14 protein-coding genes are annotated in these 15,483 nt (G+C 69.8%); 8 read left to right on the forward strand and 6 right to left on the reverse strand.

Going from position 1 to position 15,483, the window contains the following annotated elements; all coding sequences use genetic code 11:
* Positions 1-41: 41 nt before the first annotated feature.
* The 3 genes from pth (at position 42) to ACH492_RS15065 (ending at position 2,001) form a co-directional block, all read left to right on the forward strand.
* Positions 42-635: an aminoacyl-tRNA hydrolase gene (gene pth, locus ACH492_RS15055; RefSeq protein ID WP_398986522.1), complete on the forward strand. Its 594-nt coding sequence runs from the start codon at positions 42-44 to the stop codon at positions 633-635.
* A gap of 97 nt (positions 636-732) precedes the next feature.
* Positions 733-1,152 (forward strand): hypothetical protein, encoded by a 420-nt coding sequence (locus ACH492_RS15060; protein WP_398987324.1) that lies wholly within the window; start codon positions 733-735, stop codon positions 1,150-1,152.
* A 189-nt stretch (positions 1,153-1,341) separates the two neighbouring features.
* Positions 1,342-2,001 (forward strand): LPXTG cell wall anchor domain-containing protein, encoded by a 660-nt coding sequence (locus ACH492_RS15065; RefSeq protein WP_398986524.1) that lies wholly within the window; start codon positions 1,342-1,344, stop codon positions 1,999-2,001.
* A gap of 73 nt (positions 2,002-2,074) precedes the next feature.
* On the opposite strand, the gene ppc is transcribed toward ACH492_RS15065, so the two are convergent.
* The gene (ppc, locus tag ACH492_RS15070; RefSeq protein ID WP_398986526.1) at positions 2,075-4,804 is read right to left on the reverse strand and encodes a phosphoenolpyruvate carboxylase; all 2,730 of its coding nucleotides are present in this window, start codon (positions 4,802-4,804) and stop codon (positions 2,075-2,077) included.
* 212 nt (positions 4,805-5,016) lie between these two features.
* Between ppc and ACH492_RS15075 the strand changes: the two genes are divergently transcribed.
* The 3 genes from ACH492_RS15075 (at position 5,017) to ACH492_RS15085 (ending at position 8,584) form a co-directional block, all read left to right on the forward strand.
* Positions 5,017-5,997, forward strand: coding sequence for an acyl-CoA desaturase (locus ACH492_RS15075; protein ID WP_398986528.1), 981 nt, complete (start codon positions 5,017-5,019; stop codon positions 5,995-5,997).
* Entirely contained in the window at positions 5,994-6,683 is a 690-nt protein-coding gene (locus ACH492_RS15080) for a TetR/AcrR family transcriptional regulator (RefSeq protein WP_398986530.1), read from the forward strand. Before ACH492_RS15075 ends, ACH492_RS15080 begins: the two co-directional genes overlap by 4 nt.
* A 152-nt stretch (positions 6,684-6,835) precedes the next feature.
* Complete coding sequence (locus ACH492_RS15085; RefSeq protein WP_398987326.1) at positions 6,836-8,584, forward strand: FG-GAP repeat domain-containing protein; 1,749 nt, start codon at positions 6,836-6,838, stop codon at positions 8,582-8,584.
* Between the two features lie 91 nt (positions 8,585-8,675).
* Here the strand turns inward: ACH492_RS15085 and ACH492_RS15090 are convergent, their stop codons facing one another.
* Positions 8,676-9,497: a trans-aconitate 2-methyltransferase gene (locus ACH492_RS15090; protein ID WP_398986532.1), complete on the reverse strand. Its 822-nt coding sequence runs from the start codon at positions 9,495-9,497 to the stop codon at positions 8,676-8,678.
* Between the two features lie 131 nt (positions 9,498-9,628).
* Between ACH492_RS15090 and tamR the strand changes: the two genes are divergently transcribed.
* Complete coding sequence (tamR, locus tag ACH492_RS15095) at positions 9,629-10,126, forward strand: MarR family transcriptional regulator TamR (RefSeq protein ID WP_307662936.1); 498 nt, start codon at positions 9,629-9,631, stop codon at positions 10,124-10,126.
* Here the strand turns inward: tamR and ACH492_RS15100 are convergent.
* Positions 10,085-10,861, reverse strand: a complete 777-nt coding sequence (locus tag ACH492_RS15100; protein WP_398986534.1) for a LuxR C-terminal-related transcriptional regulator — start codon at positions 10,859-10,861, stop codon at positions 10,085-10,087. The genes tamR and ACH492_RS15100 overlap by 42 nt on opposite strands.
* Positions 10,862-11,105: 244 nt before the next feature.
* Between ACH492_RS15100 and ACH492_RS15105 the strand changes: the two genes are divergently transcribed.
* A complete protein-coding gene (locus tag ACH492_RS15105; RefSeq protein WP_398986536.1) occupies positions 11,106-11,561 on the forward strand; it encodes a GNAT family N-acetyltransferase in 456 nt (151 codons plus the stop codon).
* Positions 11,562-12,002: 441 nt separating this feature from the next.
* On the opposite strand, the gene galK is transcribed toward ACH492_RS15105, so the two are convergent.
* From galK to galT, 3 genes are read right to left on the reverse strand one after another with little or no spacing between them, the layout of a single operon-like run.
* The gene (gene galK, locus ACH492_RS15110) at positions 12,003-13,109 is read right to left on the reverse strand and encodes a galactokinase (RefSeq protein ID WP_398986538.1); all 1,107 of its coding nucleotides are present in this window, start codon (positions 13,107-13,109) and stop codon (positions 12,003-12,005) included.
* Positions 13,106-14,071 carry a UDP-glucose 4-epimerase GalE gene (galE, locus tag ACH492_RS15115; RefSeq protein ID WP_398986540.1) on the reverse strand — a complete coding sequence of 322 codons (966 nt, stop codon included), beginning with the start codon at positions 14,069-14,071 and terminating at the stop codon, positions 13,106-13,108. The genes galK and galE overlap by 4 nt, the downstream gene beginning before the upstream one ends.
* Positions 14,068-15,111: a galactose-1-phosphate uridylyltransferase gene (gene galT, locus ACH492_RS15120; RefSeq protein WP_398986542.1), complete on the reverse strand. Its 1,044-nt coding sequence runs from the start codon at positions 15,109-15,111 to the stop codon at positions 14,068-14,070. The genes galE and galT overlap by 4 nt, the downstream gene beginning before the upstream one ends.
* Positions 15,112-15,483 lie beyond the last annotated feature (372 nt).

Below are 15,483 nucleotides of genomic sequence, written 5' to 3' on the forward strand. Positions count from 1 at the left end.
TACGAATGCCCTTACGCCTTACGCGAGGAGACGCAGCGCAGATGTCCGAGGTGAACAGCCCCTGGCTCATCGTGGGCCTCGGCAATCCCGGGCCCGACTACGCCGCGAACCGGCACAACGTCGGGTTCATGGTCGCCGACCTGCTCGCGGAGCGCATCGGCGGCAAGTTCAAACGCGCACAGAAGGCGCAGGCGCAGATCGTGGAGGGCCGGATCGGCGCGCCCGGTCCTGAGAACCGGCGGGTGATCCTCGCCAAGCCGATGTCGTACATGAATCTGTCCGGCGGCCCGGTCAGCTCGCTGCGCGACTTCTACAAGGTGCCGGTCTCCAACATCGTTGCGATCCACGACGAGCTGGACATCGACTACGGCATGCTGCGGCTGAAGCTGGGCGGCGGCGACAACGGGCACAACGGCCTGAAGTCCATGACCAAGGCGATGGGCGCGGACTATCACAGGGTGCGGTTCGGGATCGGCCGCCCGCCGGGCCGGATGCCGGTCGCGGACTTCGTACTGAAGGACTTCTCGTCCACGGAACGCAAGGAACTCGGCTACCTGGTGGACCGGGCGGCGGACGCGGTGGAGTGCCTCATGGCGGAGGGCCTGGAGCGGGCGCAAAGTACGTACAACTCCTGATAAGGCCGGGCCCTGGGTTGACCGAGCGCGGTCACATGGCCAAGGATCGCGCGTTGTGAACCGGACTCACTTGCTCCTCTACGGCCGCCGGGCGGCCATGGCCTGTGTCACCGCGCTGCTACTGGTGGCCGGTTTCTGGTCGTCGTGGGGCACGGCCCAGCACGTCCTGCTCGCGAAGGGCCGGGAACACGGCACGCTCACGGTCGCCGGCTGCGGCGCGGACACCTGCACAGGACCGTACGACCCGGAGGGCTCGGCCGCGCCCCGCACAGGCATGACGATCGAGAAGTCGATAGCCGTGAAGAAGGGCGCGAAGCTCCCGGTGGTGGTGAAGCCGGGCACGGAGGAAGTGGTCCGCACAGGCACAGCGGGTGCCCTTCACGCCTGGCTCCCGTTCGGCGGCGCACTGCTCCTCGCCGCCCTTGTCATCGGCGGCGGCCTCAGGCTGACCCGGCTCGCCTGGGCGACTGCGGCGGCGGGCGGCGCGCTGCTCGTGGGAGCGTTCTTCGCGCTCTGAGCCCGGACTCCCGGAGCCCCCAACCCCCTTGCCCGAACCGCGCATTCACCTGATCGTTATCCAGGATTATCGGGACAAGTGCCGACTCTTGGTGCAGATGCGTCAATAGTTGCCTTGACGGGCGCGCGAGTTCACAGGACGCTGAGCCGCCCCCCACGGCACCCATCCTCTCTACACGTTGGATTGCCCATGCGCACCCTTACGTCCACAGGCGCCCTGGTGGCAGCAGCGGCGCTCTCGCTGTCGGCCGCTCCATCCGCGTTCGCCACCCCGCCCGGCGACAACGGCACCGTGAAAATCCACGACGCCAAGACCGGCGAAGAGCTCCGCAAGAACGAGCCGCACGTCTGCTCCTTCTACCTCGACGCCTTCGGTTTCGACGGCGGCCAGGAAGTCGACTGGAAGATCGTCGAGATGCCGCCCACCGGCACCAAGGGCACGGTCGCTGACAGCGGCTCACTGACCCTGGACGGCGAGGGTCACGGCCGCACGGACGACAAGACCCTGCCCGACGGGCACTACAAGCTCGTCTGGAACTTCGACGGTGAGCACGGCAAGGCCAAGCACAAGGTCTTCTGGACCGACTGCGAGGACGACGGCGAGCCGAGCGGGGAGCCGACCGGCAAGCCCTCAGAGGAGCCCTCGGAGGAGCCGACGACGAAGCCCACCTCCTCCACCTCCGCTTCCACGGCTCCGACGGCCGCCCCGTCCCCGTCCCCGGCCGGCGGCGGTGACCTCGCCGAGACGGGTTCGAGCGCCCCGGTCGGCGCGATCTCGGCGGTCGCCGCGGCCCTGGTCGGCGCGGGCGGCTACCTGATCGCGCGCCGCCGCAAGGCCCAGCAGCACTGACGAGTGCCAAAGCACTGACGCGCACCAGGAACGGCCCCCTCCCCGCGCGGGGAGGGGGCCGTTTCGCGTGTCGTCAGCCGGTGTTGCGCAGCCCCGCCGCCACGCCGTTGACCGTCAGCAGCAGCGCACGCGACAGCAGCGGGTCCGGCTCCTCGCCCTTCTGGGCCGCCTGGCGCTGACGCGCCAGCAGCGAGACCTGGAGGTAGGAGATCGGGTCCAGATACGCGTCGCGGATGCCGAACGTCTGCTGCAGCACAGGGTTCGAGCCCAGCAGCCGCTCGCCGCCCGTGACCTTCAGGACTTCGCTGACCGTCAGCGCGTGCTCCGCCTCGATCGTGGCGAAGACATGCTTCAGGTCATCGGGGACGAGCGTGTCCACGTAGTGCCGGGCGATCCGCAGGTCCGTCTTGGCCAGCGTCATCTCGACGTTCGCGATGAAGTTCTGGAAGAAGTGCCACTGCTCGTGCATCTCGTCCAGGACCGTGTCCAGACCCGCCTCACGCAGCGCCTTCAGGCCCGAGCCGACGCCGAACCAGCCCGGCACGATCTGCCGCGACTGCGTCCAGCCGAAGACCCACGGGATGGCCCGCAGACCGTCGAGGCCCGCCCCCGAGTCCGGCCGGCGGGACGGCCGCGAGCCCAGGTGCAGATCCGCAAGCTGGTCCACCGGCGTGGAGGCGAAGAAGTACGCGGGCAGGTCCGGGTCCTCGACCAGGCGCCGGTACGCCGAGTGCGCCGCGTCCGAGACCGTGTCCATCGCCGCGTCCCAGCGCGCCAGCGCCTCGTCCGACTGGCGCGGGGCCGTGTGCAGCGCGGACGCCTGCAGCGTCGCCGCGACTGTCAGCTCCAGGTTCTCCCTGGCCAGCGACGGGATCAGATACTTGTCGGAGATGACCTCGCCCTGCTCGGTCACCTTGATCTCGCCCTCCAGCGTGCCCCACGGCTGCGCGAGGATCGCGTCGTGCGAGGGGCCGCCGCCGCGGCCGACCGTGCCGCCGCGGCCGTGGAAGAGCCGCAGCCGTACGCCGTACCGGTGCGCCACATCACGCAGCCTGCGCTGCGCGCGGTGGATCTCCCACTGCGAGGTGGTGATGCCGCCGAACTTCGACGAGTCGGAGTACCCGAGCATGACCTCCTGGACATCGCCGCGCAGCGAGACGAGCCGCCGGTACGAGGGGTCCGCCAGCATGCCGTCGAGGATGACGTCCGCGGCCTTCAGCTCGTCCGTGGTCTCGAGGAGCGGCACGATGCCGATCTTCGCCCAGCCCGCGTGCAGATCGATCAGTCCGGCCTCGCGCGCCAGCACCGCCGCCGCGAAGACATCGTCCGCGCCCTGGCACATCGAGATGATGTACGACTCGATGACCTCCGGCCCGAAGCGCTCGAAGGCCTCCTTGACGGTGTGGAAGACCCCCAGGGTCTTCTCCCCCGCCGCGTCCAGCGGCGCGGGCGTCGGCGCCAGCGGCCGCCGCGAGCGCAGCTCCTTGGCGAGCAGCTTCTGCCGGTAGTCGCGCGGCATGTCGGCGTAGCGCCAGGATTCCTCGCCGAGGCGGTCGAAGAGCTGCCCGAGCGCGTGGTGGTGAGCGTCCGCGTGCTCGCGTACGTCCATCGTCGCCAGCTGCAGTCCGAAGGCCGCGAGCGTACGGATCGTGCGGTCCAGGCGGCCGTCGGCGAAGAGCCCGCCGCGGTGCGCGCGCAGCGAGGTCTGGATCAGGGTGAGATCGTGCAGCAGCTCGGCAGTGCCGAGGTAGTCGCGGCCCTGAGCGTGCGGTGTGCCCTTGGCGAGGCGCTCGCGGGTGTTGACGAGCTTCTGCCGGATGCAGGTGGCCTTGAGGCGGTACGGCTCCTCGGCGTTCAGGCGCTTGTAGCGGGGGCTGATCTCCGGCAGCAGCTCCAGGTCCCGCTGGAGCGAGCTCAGCAGCTCCTCGGTCGCGCCGGTGTAGCGGATGGAGTTGGAGAGCAGTCCGCGCAGGCCGTCGATGGCGTCGAGCGCGTCGGTGATTCCGTGCTCGTGCTGGAGGATCAGCACCTCCCAGGTCACCGCGGGGGTGACATTGGGGTTGCCGTCACGGTCGCCGCCGATCCAGGTGCCGAAGGTCAGCGGCCGGGTGCCCGCGGGCAGTTCGACGCCGACCCGCTCCAGCTCGGCGGCCAGGTCCTCCAGGACGTCACCGACGGCGCCCGCGTGCAGCTCGTCCAGGTAGTAGATCGCGTTGCGTGCCTCGTCGGCCGGCTCGGGCCGCACCACCCGCAGCTCGTCGGTCTGCCAGATCAGATCGATGTTCTCGGCGAGCCGCAGATCGTGCCGCCGCCGGTCGGCGGGGCTGACCGGGGTCTCCAGCAGCTCGGCGATCCGGCGCAGCTTGTTCAGTACGGAACGCCGGGCGGCCTCGGTCGGGTGGGCGGTGAACACGGGCCGGACGTTCAGATTCCTGACCGTCTCGCGCAGATGCTCGGGGTCGGCGTCCTTGAGCCGGTCCGCGGTACGGGCCAGCAGCCCGCCCTCGGCGGCCCGCCGCTCACGCATCTCATGGCCGCGGTGCACCTGCTCGGTGACGTTCGCCAGATGGAAGTAGGTGGAGAAGGCGCGCACCAGCTTGGCCGCGGTCTCCAGGTCGGTGTCGCCGAGCAGCTCGGCGGCGGCCTCACCGTCGCTGCGCGTCAGGGCCCGGACCCGCTCGACGAGCTCCAGGAGTCCGGGGCCCTCCTGGCGGACGAGGGTCTCGCCCAGAAGGTCGCCCAGTCGGCGGATGTCGGCGCGCAGTTCGGTACTGGCGGTGGGAGTCTGGTCGGCACTGCTCACAGGTGCGGCTCCTTGCAGTGTTTGAGCACGTCTGGAGGGGTCTGGAGGCTGCGGACCGCGCTGTCCGACGACACCCAGGATAGGTGTCCATTTCCCTGACGTTATCCACAGGTCTCTTGCTGCGAGGCTGCACACTGCCATACTTACGATGCCGTAGGTTACGCATCCGTAACGCGGTATCTGTTGTGATCTCTCACCCCACAGGGGACCCCATGACGACAAGCCCCGATCTGCTGAACGACGCCCCCGAGACGCCGTCGGCCGACCTCCCCTACGCAACGCTCAGCGGGGACAGCAAGCGGTCGATCGAGCAGATCGCCCTGCTGCTCTTCATCACGGTGCCCTTCGTCGCCCTGCTCGCGGCCGTGCCGCTGGCCTGGGGATGGGGGGTGAGCTGGCTCGATCTCGGCCTGCTCGTGGCCATGTACTACATCGGCTGCCACGGCATCACGATCGGCTTCCACCGCTATTTCACCCACGGCTCCTTCAAGGCGAAGCGCCCGCTGCGGATCGCGCTCGCGGTCATGGGCTCGCTGGCCGTCGAGGGCCCGCTGGTGCGCTGGGTGGCCGACCACCGCAAGCACCACAAGTTCTCCGACGCCGAGGGCGACCCGCACTCGCCCTGGCGTTTCGGCGAGAGTGTCCCCGCGCTGATGAAGGGCCTGTGGTGGGCACACATCGCCTGGATGTTCGACGAGGAGCGGACGCCCCAGCACAAGTACGCGCCGGATCTGATCAAGGACCCTGCCCTGCGCCGGATCTCCCGCGACTTCATCTACTGGACGATTCTCTCGCTGGCCGTCCCGCCGCTGGTCGGCGGTCTGGTCACAATGTCGTGGTGGGGGGCGTTCACCGCCTTCTTCTGGGGTTCGCTGGTCCGCGTCTGCCTGCTGCACCACGTCACGTGGTCGATCAACTCCATCTGCCACGCGGTCGGCAAGCGCCCCTTCAAATCCCGTGACCGCTCGGGCAATGTGTGGTGGCTCGCGGTGCTGTCCTGCGGCGAGTCCTGGCACAACCTGCACCACGCCGACCCGACGAGCGCACGCCACGGCGTCCTGCGCGGCCAGATCGACTCCAGCGCCCGGCTCATCCGCTGGTTCGAGCAGCTGGGCTGGGCGTACGACGTGCGCTGGCCCGATGCGTCCCGCATCGACGCCCGCCGCAAGAGCGACACCGCCGACGCGGCATGATTGAAGACGTGGCGATCGACGGCAGTACCAGCAAACCGGACAAGAGCCGGCCCTCCGGGAGCCGGCGCGCGCGCCGGGTCCGGATGACCGGGGCGGAGCGCCGGGAGCAGCTGCTGGACATCGGCCGCACCCTGTTCGCCGAGAAGGGTTTCGAGGGCACGTCGGTCGAGGAGATCGCCGCGAAGGCGGGCGTCTCCAAGCCGGTGGTGTACGAGCACTTCGGCGGCAAGGAGGGGCTGTACGCCGTCGTGGTGGACCGCGAGATGCGCCAACTGCTCGACATGGTGACGAGCGCGCTGACCGCGGGGCATCCGCGGGAGCTGCTGGAGCAGGCGGCGTTTGCGCTCCTCGACTACATCGAGAGGTATACGGACGGGTTCCGCATCCTCGTCCGGGACTCTCCGGTCGCCCAGTCGACCGGCACCTTCGCCTCGCTGATCAGCGATATCGCCACCCAGGTCGAGGACATCCTCGGCCTCGAGTTCAAGGCCCGGGGCTTCGACCCGAAGCTCGCCCCGCTGTACGCGCAGGCGCTGGTCGGCATGGTCGCGCTGACCGGCCAGTGGTGGGTGGACGCCCGTCGGCCGAAGAAGGCGGAGGTCGCGGCACATCTGGTGAATCTGGCGTGGCACGGCCTGGACGGTCTTGAGCAGAAGCCGCGACTGATAGGGCACCGCAAGAACTGACGCCCCTTCGGACCCCTGTCCATCTACCGGCCCGGATTCCACAGTTGTAGAATTTGCGATTATCCGGGGAACGGTTCGCCACTCAAAAAGAGCAACTGCGAACGTCTTCAACCCGGTTCCACCATTTTCCCCAGGGGGGGACCTTGTCTTCAGTGGAACCCGGCCGTCCCGTCGGCGTGCGCTTCAGACGCGCCCGCAGGATCGCGGCCTGCACGGCACTCGCCGTCTCGGCAGGCATGCTACTCGCCGTCCCTGCGGCGGCGGACGACAGCGTGCCGCCGCCCGCGCCGGTCGAGCAGACCAGGCCGAGCATTGAGCAGCCGAAGCTGACGCTTCCCGAGCACGGCGCCAAGCAGCACTCCGCGGCGGACGCGGCCGACGTCCCGGTCGCCAAGCCGCGGAGCGACATCGACGGCGACGGCTTCACCGATCTTCTCTACCGTGCCGGCAACGGCAGGATCTATGTGGCGCCGACCAGCGGTACCACTTCCTACGAGTACCTCTTCGACACCAGTGAGGCTGCGAACGAGACGTTCAAGGACGTCTTCTCGGTCGCCGGTCTCGAGGCGGCAGGACCGGTCCACTTCACCCTGCTGTCGAGCGGCCGGCTCTCGGCCTACCGGAGCTCCCCCGACCACGGCACGATCATCTGGTCCGGAGTGGGCTGGCAGGCGTACAACAAGGTCTTCTCGCCCGGCGACCTGACCGGCGACGGCAGCGGCGACATCCTCGCGCGTACGCCGTCGGGCGACCTGTATCTGTACCGGACGACCCCGGGAGCAGCCGCCCCCATGGCCGCCCGGGTCAAGGTCGGCTCCGGCTGGGGCGGGTACGACCAGCTCATCGGCGTGAACGACGTCAACAGCGACGGCATCGCGGACCTCTTCGCCCGTACACCCGGCGGCGAGCTGTTCTTCTACTCCGGCAACCCCAACCCCGACTCGCCCTTCAAGGGCCGCGTCAAGGTCGGCAACGGCTGGAACGGCTACAACCAGATCCTCAGCCTCGACGACCAGAGCGGCGACGGTCTCGGCGACCTCGTCGCCCGTACGCCTTCGGGCCTGCTGTACACCTACGAGTCCACGGGGACGGGCGCGTTCCTCCCCCGTGTGTCGGGTGGGTCGGGCTGGAACGCGGTGGCGCAGTTCGCCGGCGCGGGCAACAACCCGCACCTGGGCAAGGACGAGGTCCTCGGGCTGGACACCAACGGCACGCTGTTCACCTACTACGCGCTGAACAACGGTCTGCTCAGCGCCCGTGACCAGGTCAGCGAGATCGGCGGTTTCAAGGGGACGAAGCTCACCTTCACCTCCTCGCTCGACTCCAACGGCTTCGCCGACCTTCTCGAGCTGTACAACGGCACGCTGTACAACCTCAGCCACTCGTCGGGCGAGGTCCACGTCATCGGCAGCGGCTGGGGTGTCTACAACCTCCTCACCGGCCCCGGCGACCTGAACGGCGACGGCAAGGGCGACCTGCTGGCGCGTGACGGCTCCGGTGCGCTGTATCTGTACCGCGGCGACGGCACCGGTTCGAAGTTCGCCGCCCGGCTCAAGATTGGCACCGGCTGGAACGGGTTCAACAAGCTGGTCGGCGCCGGTGACGTCAACGGCGACGGCCGCAGCGACCTGATCGCCCGCGGCACCGACGGCAGGCTGTATCTGTACGCCGGTACGGGCGTCGCCTCGGCGCCGTTCAAGGCGAGGACGCTGATCGGCTCGGGCTGGAACACGTACACCAAGCTGTCGTCCCCCGGCGACCTCGACGGCGACGGACGCGCGGACCTGGTCGGCGCCAACGCGGCGGGAGAGCTGTACCGCTACACCGCAAAGGCCACGGGCGGGTACAACACCAAGGCCAAGATCGGCAACGGCTGGAACACGTACACCAATCTGTACTAGAGAACACCGGAGCGCCCCGTCTCACGGTCTACGACCGGGGGCGGGGCGCTCCCGCGTGCTCAGCACGCCGTCACACGGTCGACGATCGGCATCACGACCCCCTTCGTGCGACGGCGAAGATCCGGCGGAACGGGAACACCGTGCCGTGCGGGCCCGGCGGGTATGCCTTGCGGAGCAGATCGCGGTACTGGGCGAGGAATTCGTCCGCGGCGTCGGGCTCGTCCGCGAGCTCGGTGAGGACCGGGCGCAGGGCGGTGCCCTTGACCCAGTCCAGCACCGGGTCGTCCCCGGTGAGGAGTTGGTAGTACGTGGTCTCCCAAGTGTCCGTCCGGCAGCCGAGGTCAACCAGGCGGGCGAGATAGTCGGCGGGCTCCAGTATGTGTACGAAGCGGCGACCGTGGTCGCCGAGGCGGGCGCGCCACTGCGGGGTTTCGCAGAGCTCGCCGAGGAGTGCGTGGCTGGGTGAGGTGAAGTTGCCGGGGACCTGGAAGGCGAGGGTGCCGCCCGGGGCCAGGTTCTCGATCCAGAGAGGAAACGATTCGGGGTGGTTGGGCACCCATTGCAGGGCCGCGTTGGAGACGATCAGGTCGTAAGGCTCGTCGGGTGTCCAGTGCGCGGCGTCGGCGGGCCTGAAGTCGAGCCAGCCGCCGCCGAATGTGGTGCCGGCGTGCTCTTTGTCGGCGATGGCGAGCATCTCGGGCGAGAGGTCGAAGCCGGTGATGTGGGCGGTGGGCCAGCGGTCGGCGAGGAGTGCGGTGACGTTTCCGGGGCCGCAGCCGATGTCCGCGATACGGGCGGGCATATCGCGATTCGGTAGCTGCGGTATCCGGGCGAGCAGATCGATGAACGGGCGGGTGCGATGCCCGGCGTGTCGCAGGTATTGATGTGGATCCCAGGTTGGTACGGAATGCATGTTCGAGCCCCCTTGCAGGAACGGTGCGCCGAAACGGAACGATGTCCCGGCCCGACCATGCCCAAGCCTGAACCCGAATATATCTTGATGTCAAGAGACTTCACATCGACAGACCCTCTACACTGATCGACATGGAGGACGAGGTCGATCGACTGGTCGCAGCATGGCGCCGTGAGCGCCCCGACCTCGACGTGGAACCGCTTGAGGTGCTCAGCCGCGTCTCCAGACTCGCCCGCCACCTCGACCGGGCCCGTCGGCTCGCCTTCGCCGAGCACAATCTCGAGCCTTGGGAGTTCGACGTACTGACCTCGCTGCGGCGCGCGGGGGCTCCGTACCAGCTCTCACCCGGCCAGTTGCTGACCCAGACGCTGGTCACCTCGGGCACCATGACCAACCGCATCGACCGGCTCGCCAAGAAGGACCTGGTGGAGCGACTGCCGGACCCCTCCGACCGGCGCGGGGTGCTGGTGCGGCTCACGCCCGAGGGGCGGGACCGTGCGGACCAGGCGCTGGCCGGGCTGCTCGCGCAGGAACGCGCGATCCTGGCGGAGCTGTCGCGGGCGCAGCGGGCGGAACTGGCGGCGCTGCTACGCCAGTTGACCGCCCCGTTCGACAACATCCCCGGCTAGGTCGACCGGGCCGACGCCGGCGCGGCGGGCGAGGGCGACCGCGGCGAGCGTGGAGTGCACGCCCAGCTTCCCCAGAACGTTCTGCATATGCGTCCGGACGGTGTGCGGGGACAGGAAGAGGCGCTCGGCCACGGCTTTGCGCCCCAGACCGGCGACCATGCAGCGCAGTACCTCGCGCTCGCGTGGCGTGAGCGACTCCACGAGCCGCTCACTCTCGGTGCGGTGCTTGCGCGCCGCGGTCAACTCCCGCAGTACGCCGGTGAGCAGGGCGGGCGGCAGATGCGTCTCGTCCCGCAGGACGCCTCGTATCACCGCGAGCAGCCGCTGCAGGGAGCAGTCCTTGGCGACCCAGCCGGAGGCGCCGGCCTGGAGCGCGAGAGCGGCACGACGTGGGTCGTCCTTCTCGGCGAGCACGACGGTACGGACCGCGAGCTGGCCGGAACGGACGCCCACGACCAGGGATATGCCGTCGACGAGGCCGTCCTCGCCGTTGTCCGGCACGGCGCGGGCGACGACGGCACGGGCGCCGGGCACGACCTGGGCGCCGAGGTCGGCGTCGACGAGCATGACGTCGAACCTGCGCCCTTCGGCGGCCGCCCGCTCCAGACACCGCATCGCGGCGGGGCCGCTGCCGGCCGCGGCGACGTCGACATCGGGCTCGGCCGCGAGGGCGGCAGCGAGCGACTCGGCGAAGATCCGGTGGTCGTCCACCACCAGGACCCGGATACGAACCACAGATACCCCCAGTGTCGGAGGAGAGACGGGCGCGGGTACGGCGCCCGGAGAATTGGGGTAGTACAGCGGTCGCTCGGCCGCCGCCGTGCTGTGACTGATACCCCGCCCCGGGCGTCGTACCCGACTGTCTCGCCCCCTGATCGACACCGGCCCCCACCGGTGCTGAGCATCAGACTACGGCCGGGTGGCTGGAGCGGAAGGCTATTTGCAGAACTGATTGGCCAGGGTGTTTAGGGTGTGCCACATGTTTCGTATTGAGGCGGAAGTCGACAAAGATCGACGCAGGCTGCTCGGTGAACGGCTGGAGTCCGACAACGCGGAACGGTCCCTGGCGATACGCAGGTTGCGGGGTACGCCGCACGAGGAGGAAGTGCCGCTGGAGGTCTGGGCGGTGGAGGACAGGACGGGCGAACTGGCCGGCGGACTGACGGCCCTGACGTGGGCGCGCTGGCTCCACGTGGACCTGCTGTGGGTGGCCGAGTCGCACCGGGGCGCGGGGCTGGGCAAGCGCCTGCTGGGGGAGGCGGAGCGGCTGGCGCGGGAGGAACGGGGGTGCGGGCACGCGCGGCTGGAGACGTGGGACTTTCAGGCGCCGGGGTTTTACCGGGGGCAGGGGTATGAGGTGGTGGGGCGGGTGGAGGAGTATCCGCCGGGCGCGACCGAATTCTTGCTGGTGAAGCGGTTGGGTGACGGTGGTTGAGGGGGCGGCGTTCTCCCCTTCCCGCCCCTTCCCGAACCGGGGGCAAGCCCCCAGACCCCCGAGGGGGTACGAGGCCGGCGGGGTCTGACGCCCCCAGACCCCCCAGACCCCCGAGACGCCGGCTTCGCGGCTCGAGCGGAAGCCCCCGCACGCGTGCCGCCGGCGGCGCGAAGCCGCAGCAACACGGCTGCCAAATGTGCCGGGGCGCCGAGCCGCCGCAACAAGCCCCGCGGTGCGAAGCCGCAACTCGGCACCACGCGGGCTCCCCCGGAGCGAAGCTGCCGCGGTCGGCGAGCGCATCCACCCGGCGCGAAGTTGCACCACGGCGCAGAGCCGCAAACGGACGCGCTCTGCCCCGCGGGGGGCGAAGCTGCCGCGGCTCCCCGCAGGGGCGCGGGGGGCCGCCCCTGCCTTAAGGGCGGGTGGGTGGGAGCGTCCCCCTCAGGACACGCGGCGCGCTCCCGGGGACGGGGTTGCCGGGAAGATCCGTGGCTCCTCGTAACCCGTCGACGCGAACGCCTCCAGGAGCGACTTCTTCAGCGTCGTCGACGTCGCCGTCGGCGTCAGGACGATCGCCGAGCCGCCGAAGCCGCCGCCCGTCATCCTCGCGCCCAGCGCGCCCGCCGACAGCGACGCCTCGACCACCAGGTCCAGCTCCGGGCAGGAGACGCGGAAGTCGTCCCGCAGTGACGCGTGGCCCTCGGTGAGGACCGGGCCCATCGCGTCGGCCTCGCCCGCCTCCAGCAGGGCGATCACCCGTTCCACCCGGTGGTTCTCGGTCACGATGTGGCGGACCAGGGCGCGTACTTCCGGGTCGTCCAGCAGGGACAGGGCCGCCGCGAGGTCCGGGTACGGGACGTCCCGCAGTGCAGGGACCCCCAGCGCCGCCGCGCCCGCCTCGCAGCCCGCGCGGCGTTTGCCGTACTCGCCCTCGCTGTGGGCGTGTTTGACCCGGGTGTCGACCACCAGGAGTTCCAGGCCGAGCGCCGCCGGGTCGAACGGGATATGGCGCTGCGACAGGTCCCGCGTGTCCAGGTGCAGCGCGTGGCCCGCGGTGCAGCACGCCGAGGCCGTCTGGTCCATGATCCCGGTGGGCGCGCCGACGTAGACGTTCTCGGCGCGCCGGCACAGCCGGGCCATCCGCCCCCGCTCCAGGCCCAGTTCGTACAGGTCGCTCAAGGCCAGGGCCGTGACGACTTCGAGTGCGGCGGAGGACGAGAGCCCCGCGCCTGCCGGGACCGTCGACTCGTAGTGGAAGTCCGCGCCGCCCACCGCATGGCCGGCGTCCCGCAGCGCCCACACCACACCCGCCGGATAGTCGGTCCAGCCGCCCGGCCCGCGCCCCGGTGCGAGGTCGTCGACGCGCAGTTCGACCGTGCCGCCCGGGACGTCCGCCGAGTGCAGCCGCAGTACGCCGTCGTCCCGGCGGGCCGCCGTCGCGACCGTGGTGTGCGGCAGCGCGAAGGGCATCACGAAACCGTCGTTGTAATCGGTGTGTTCACCGATCAGATTCACCCTGCCGGGTGCCGCCCACACACCTTCGCTCATGACACGTTCTCCCTCCCCCGGGCAAAGTCCCAGGCGTCCGACACGATGCCCGCCAGGTCCGCGCGGCTCGGCCGCCAGCCCAGCCGCTCACGCGCGATGGCCGCGGAGGCGACCAGCACCGCCGGGTCGCCTCCGCGGCGCGGGGCCACGACCTCCGGGACCGGGTGCCCGGTGACCTTGCGTACGGTCTCGATGACCTCGCGCACCGAGAACCCGTTTCCGTTGCCGAGGTTGCAGATCAGATGCTCCCCCGCCGTCGCCGCGCCCAGCGCCAAAAGATGCGCCTCGGCGAGGTCCGCGACATGGATGTAGTCGCGTACGCAGGTGCCGTCCGGCGTCGGATAGTCGTCCCCGAACACCGAGATCGACTCGCGCCGTCCGAGCGCCACCTGCAGCACCAGCGGGATGAGATGCGACTCGGGGTCGTGGCGCTCGCCGCAACTGCCGTACGCACCCGCCACGTTGAAGTACCGAAGGGACACGGCCGCCAGACCGTGCGCCGCCGCCTCACCCGTGATCATGTGGTCGACGGCCAGCTTCGACGCACCGTACGGGCTGGTCGGCGCGGTCGGGTCGGTCTCGGTGATCGGGGCCCTGACCGGCTCTCCGTACGTCGCCGCGGTGGAGGAGAAGACCAGTTTGCGCACCCCCGCGGAGCGCATCGCCGCGAGCAGTTCCATCGTTCCGCCGACGTTGTTCGCCCAGTACTTCTCGGGGTGCATCACGGACTCGCCGACCTGCGAGAAGGCCGCGAAGTGCAGTACCGCGTCGTACGAGGCGTCGAGCCACTTGGTGGCGTCGCGGATGTCGCCCTCGATGAAGGCCGCGCCCGCGGGCACGGCCTTGCTGAAGCCGGTGGAGAGGTTGTCGAGGACGGTCACCTCGTGCCCCGCCTCCAGCAGGTGCTGCGCCACCACGCTGCCGACGTATCCGGCCCCGCCCGTCACCAAGTACTTGCTCACTCGCTCGCTACCTCTCGCAGTCGCTCGGCCGCGGTTTCCGGCGGCACGTCATTGATGAACACGCTCATACCGGACTCGGAACCCGCGAGGAACTTCAGCTTGCCGGAAGTCCGTCGAATGGTGAAAAGCTCGAGATGCAGCCCGAAATCACTCCGGTCGACCTCACTGAAGGGCGCCTGGTGCCAGGCGGCGATGTACGGCGTCGGCGGCTCGGCCTCCCCGAAGATCCGGTCGAAGCGCCTCAACAGTTCCAGATAGATCTGTGGGAACTCTGTGCGCGCCGCGTTTTCCAGTGCCCGAAGGTCCGGCACGCGCCGCCGAGGGTAGAGGTGCACCTCGTACGGCCAGTGCGCGGCGTACGGCACGAAGGCCACCCAGTGTTCACCCGCCAGTACCACCCGTGCGCGCTCGGCGCGCTCCCGCTCGACGATGTCGTCGAAGAGGTTGCGGCCGGTCCTCGCCCGGTGCTCTGCGGCCGAGCGCAGCATCAGCGCGGTGCGCGGCGTGACGAAGGGGTACGCGTAGATCTGGCCGTGCGGGTGCCCGAGCGTCACGCCGATCTCCGCGCCCCGGTTCTCGAAGCAGAAGACCTGCTCCACCTGCGGGAGTTCGGCGAGCTCGGCGGTGCGGTCGGTCCAGGCCTCCAGCACCAGCGCGGCCTGCTCCACGCTGAGGTCGGCGAAAGAGGCGTCGTGGTCGGAGGTGAAGCAGACGACTTCGCAGCGGCCGGAGTCGCCGGCCAGGGAGGGAAAGCGGTTCTCGAAGACGGCGACGTCGTAGTCGGCGGCCGGGATCTCGCTGAGGCGGCCGTCCCGGGACGGGCAGAGCGGGCATTCGTCGGCCGGCGGGTGGTAGGTGCGGCCCTGGCGGTGTGAGGCGATGGCGACCGAGTCGCCGAGCAGCGGGTCACGGCGGACCTCGGAGGTGGTGGAGATGGGATCGAGCGGCCGCCGGTCGACGGCGTCCCGTACGGCGTCGTCGCGGGAGTCGTAGTAGAGCAGCTCACGACCGTCGGCAAGCCGGGTCGACGTCTTCTTCACCGTGGAGCCCCTCACTCCCACCAAACAGAACCGCACATAACAAACCACGAGCCAACAGTGACGTCAATGGGTGGGCGGGACACGGAGAGAGCGCTTGCACGCAGCTACGAACAAGAGGTCAGATCAGAACCCCCAGGAGTGAACTGGGTTCAAGGACCGAAGGCCGCATCCCGCCTGTCCGCGCACGAAGAGGCTCCTCCCGCCGAATGAATCCCTGAACGTAGGCCTGGCCGGCGCGGGTGGGGCGGCAAGGGTCCCGTTCCTCCCCCTCAACGTCTGCTGGACGGCGGAGGCCGGAACGGTGGTGCCGGGAAACCGGGATCGGGGCGTTACGTCAGCCTGTGCTCGAGGCGGGCCTGATCGGCCTGATGG

This window comes from Streptomyces sp. NPDC019443 (genome assembly GCF_044389785.1).
Classification (GTDB): domain Bacteria; phylum Actinomycetota; class Actinomycetes; order Streptomycetales; family Streptomycetaceae; genus Streptomyces.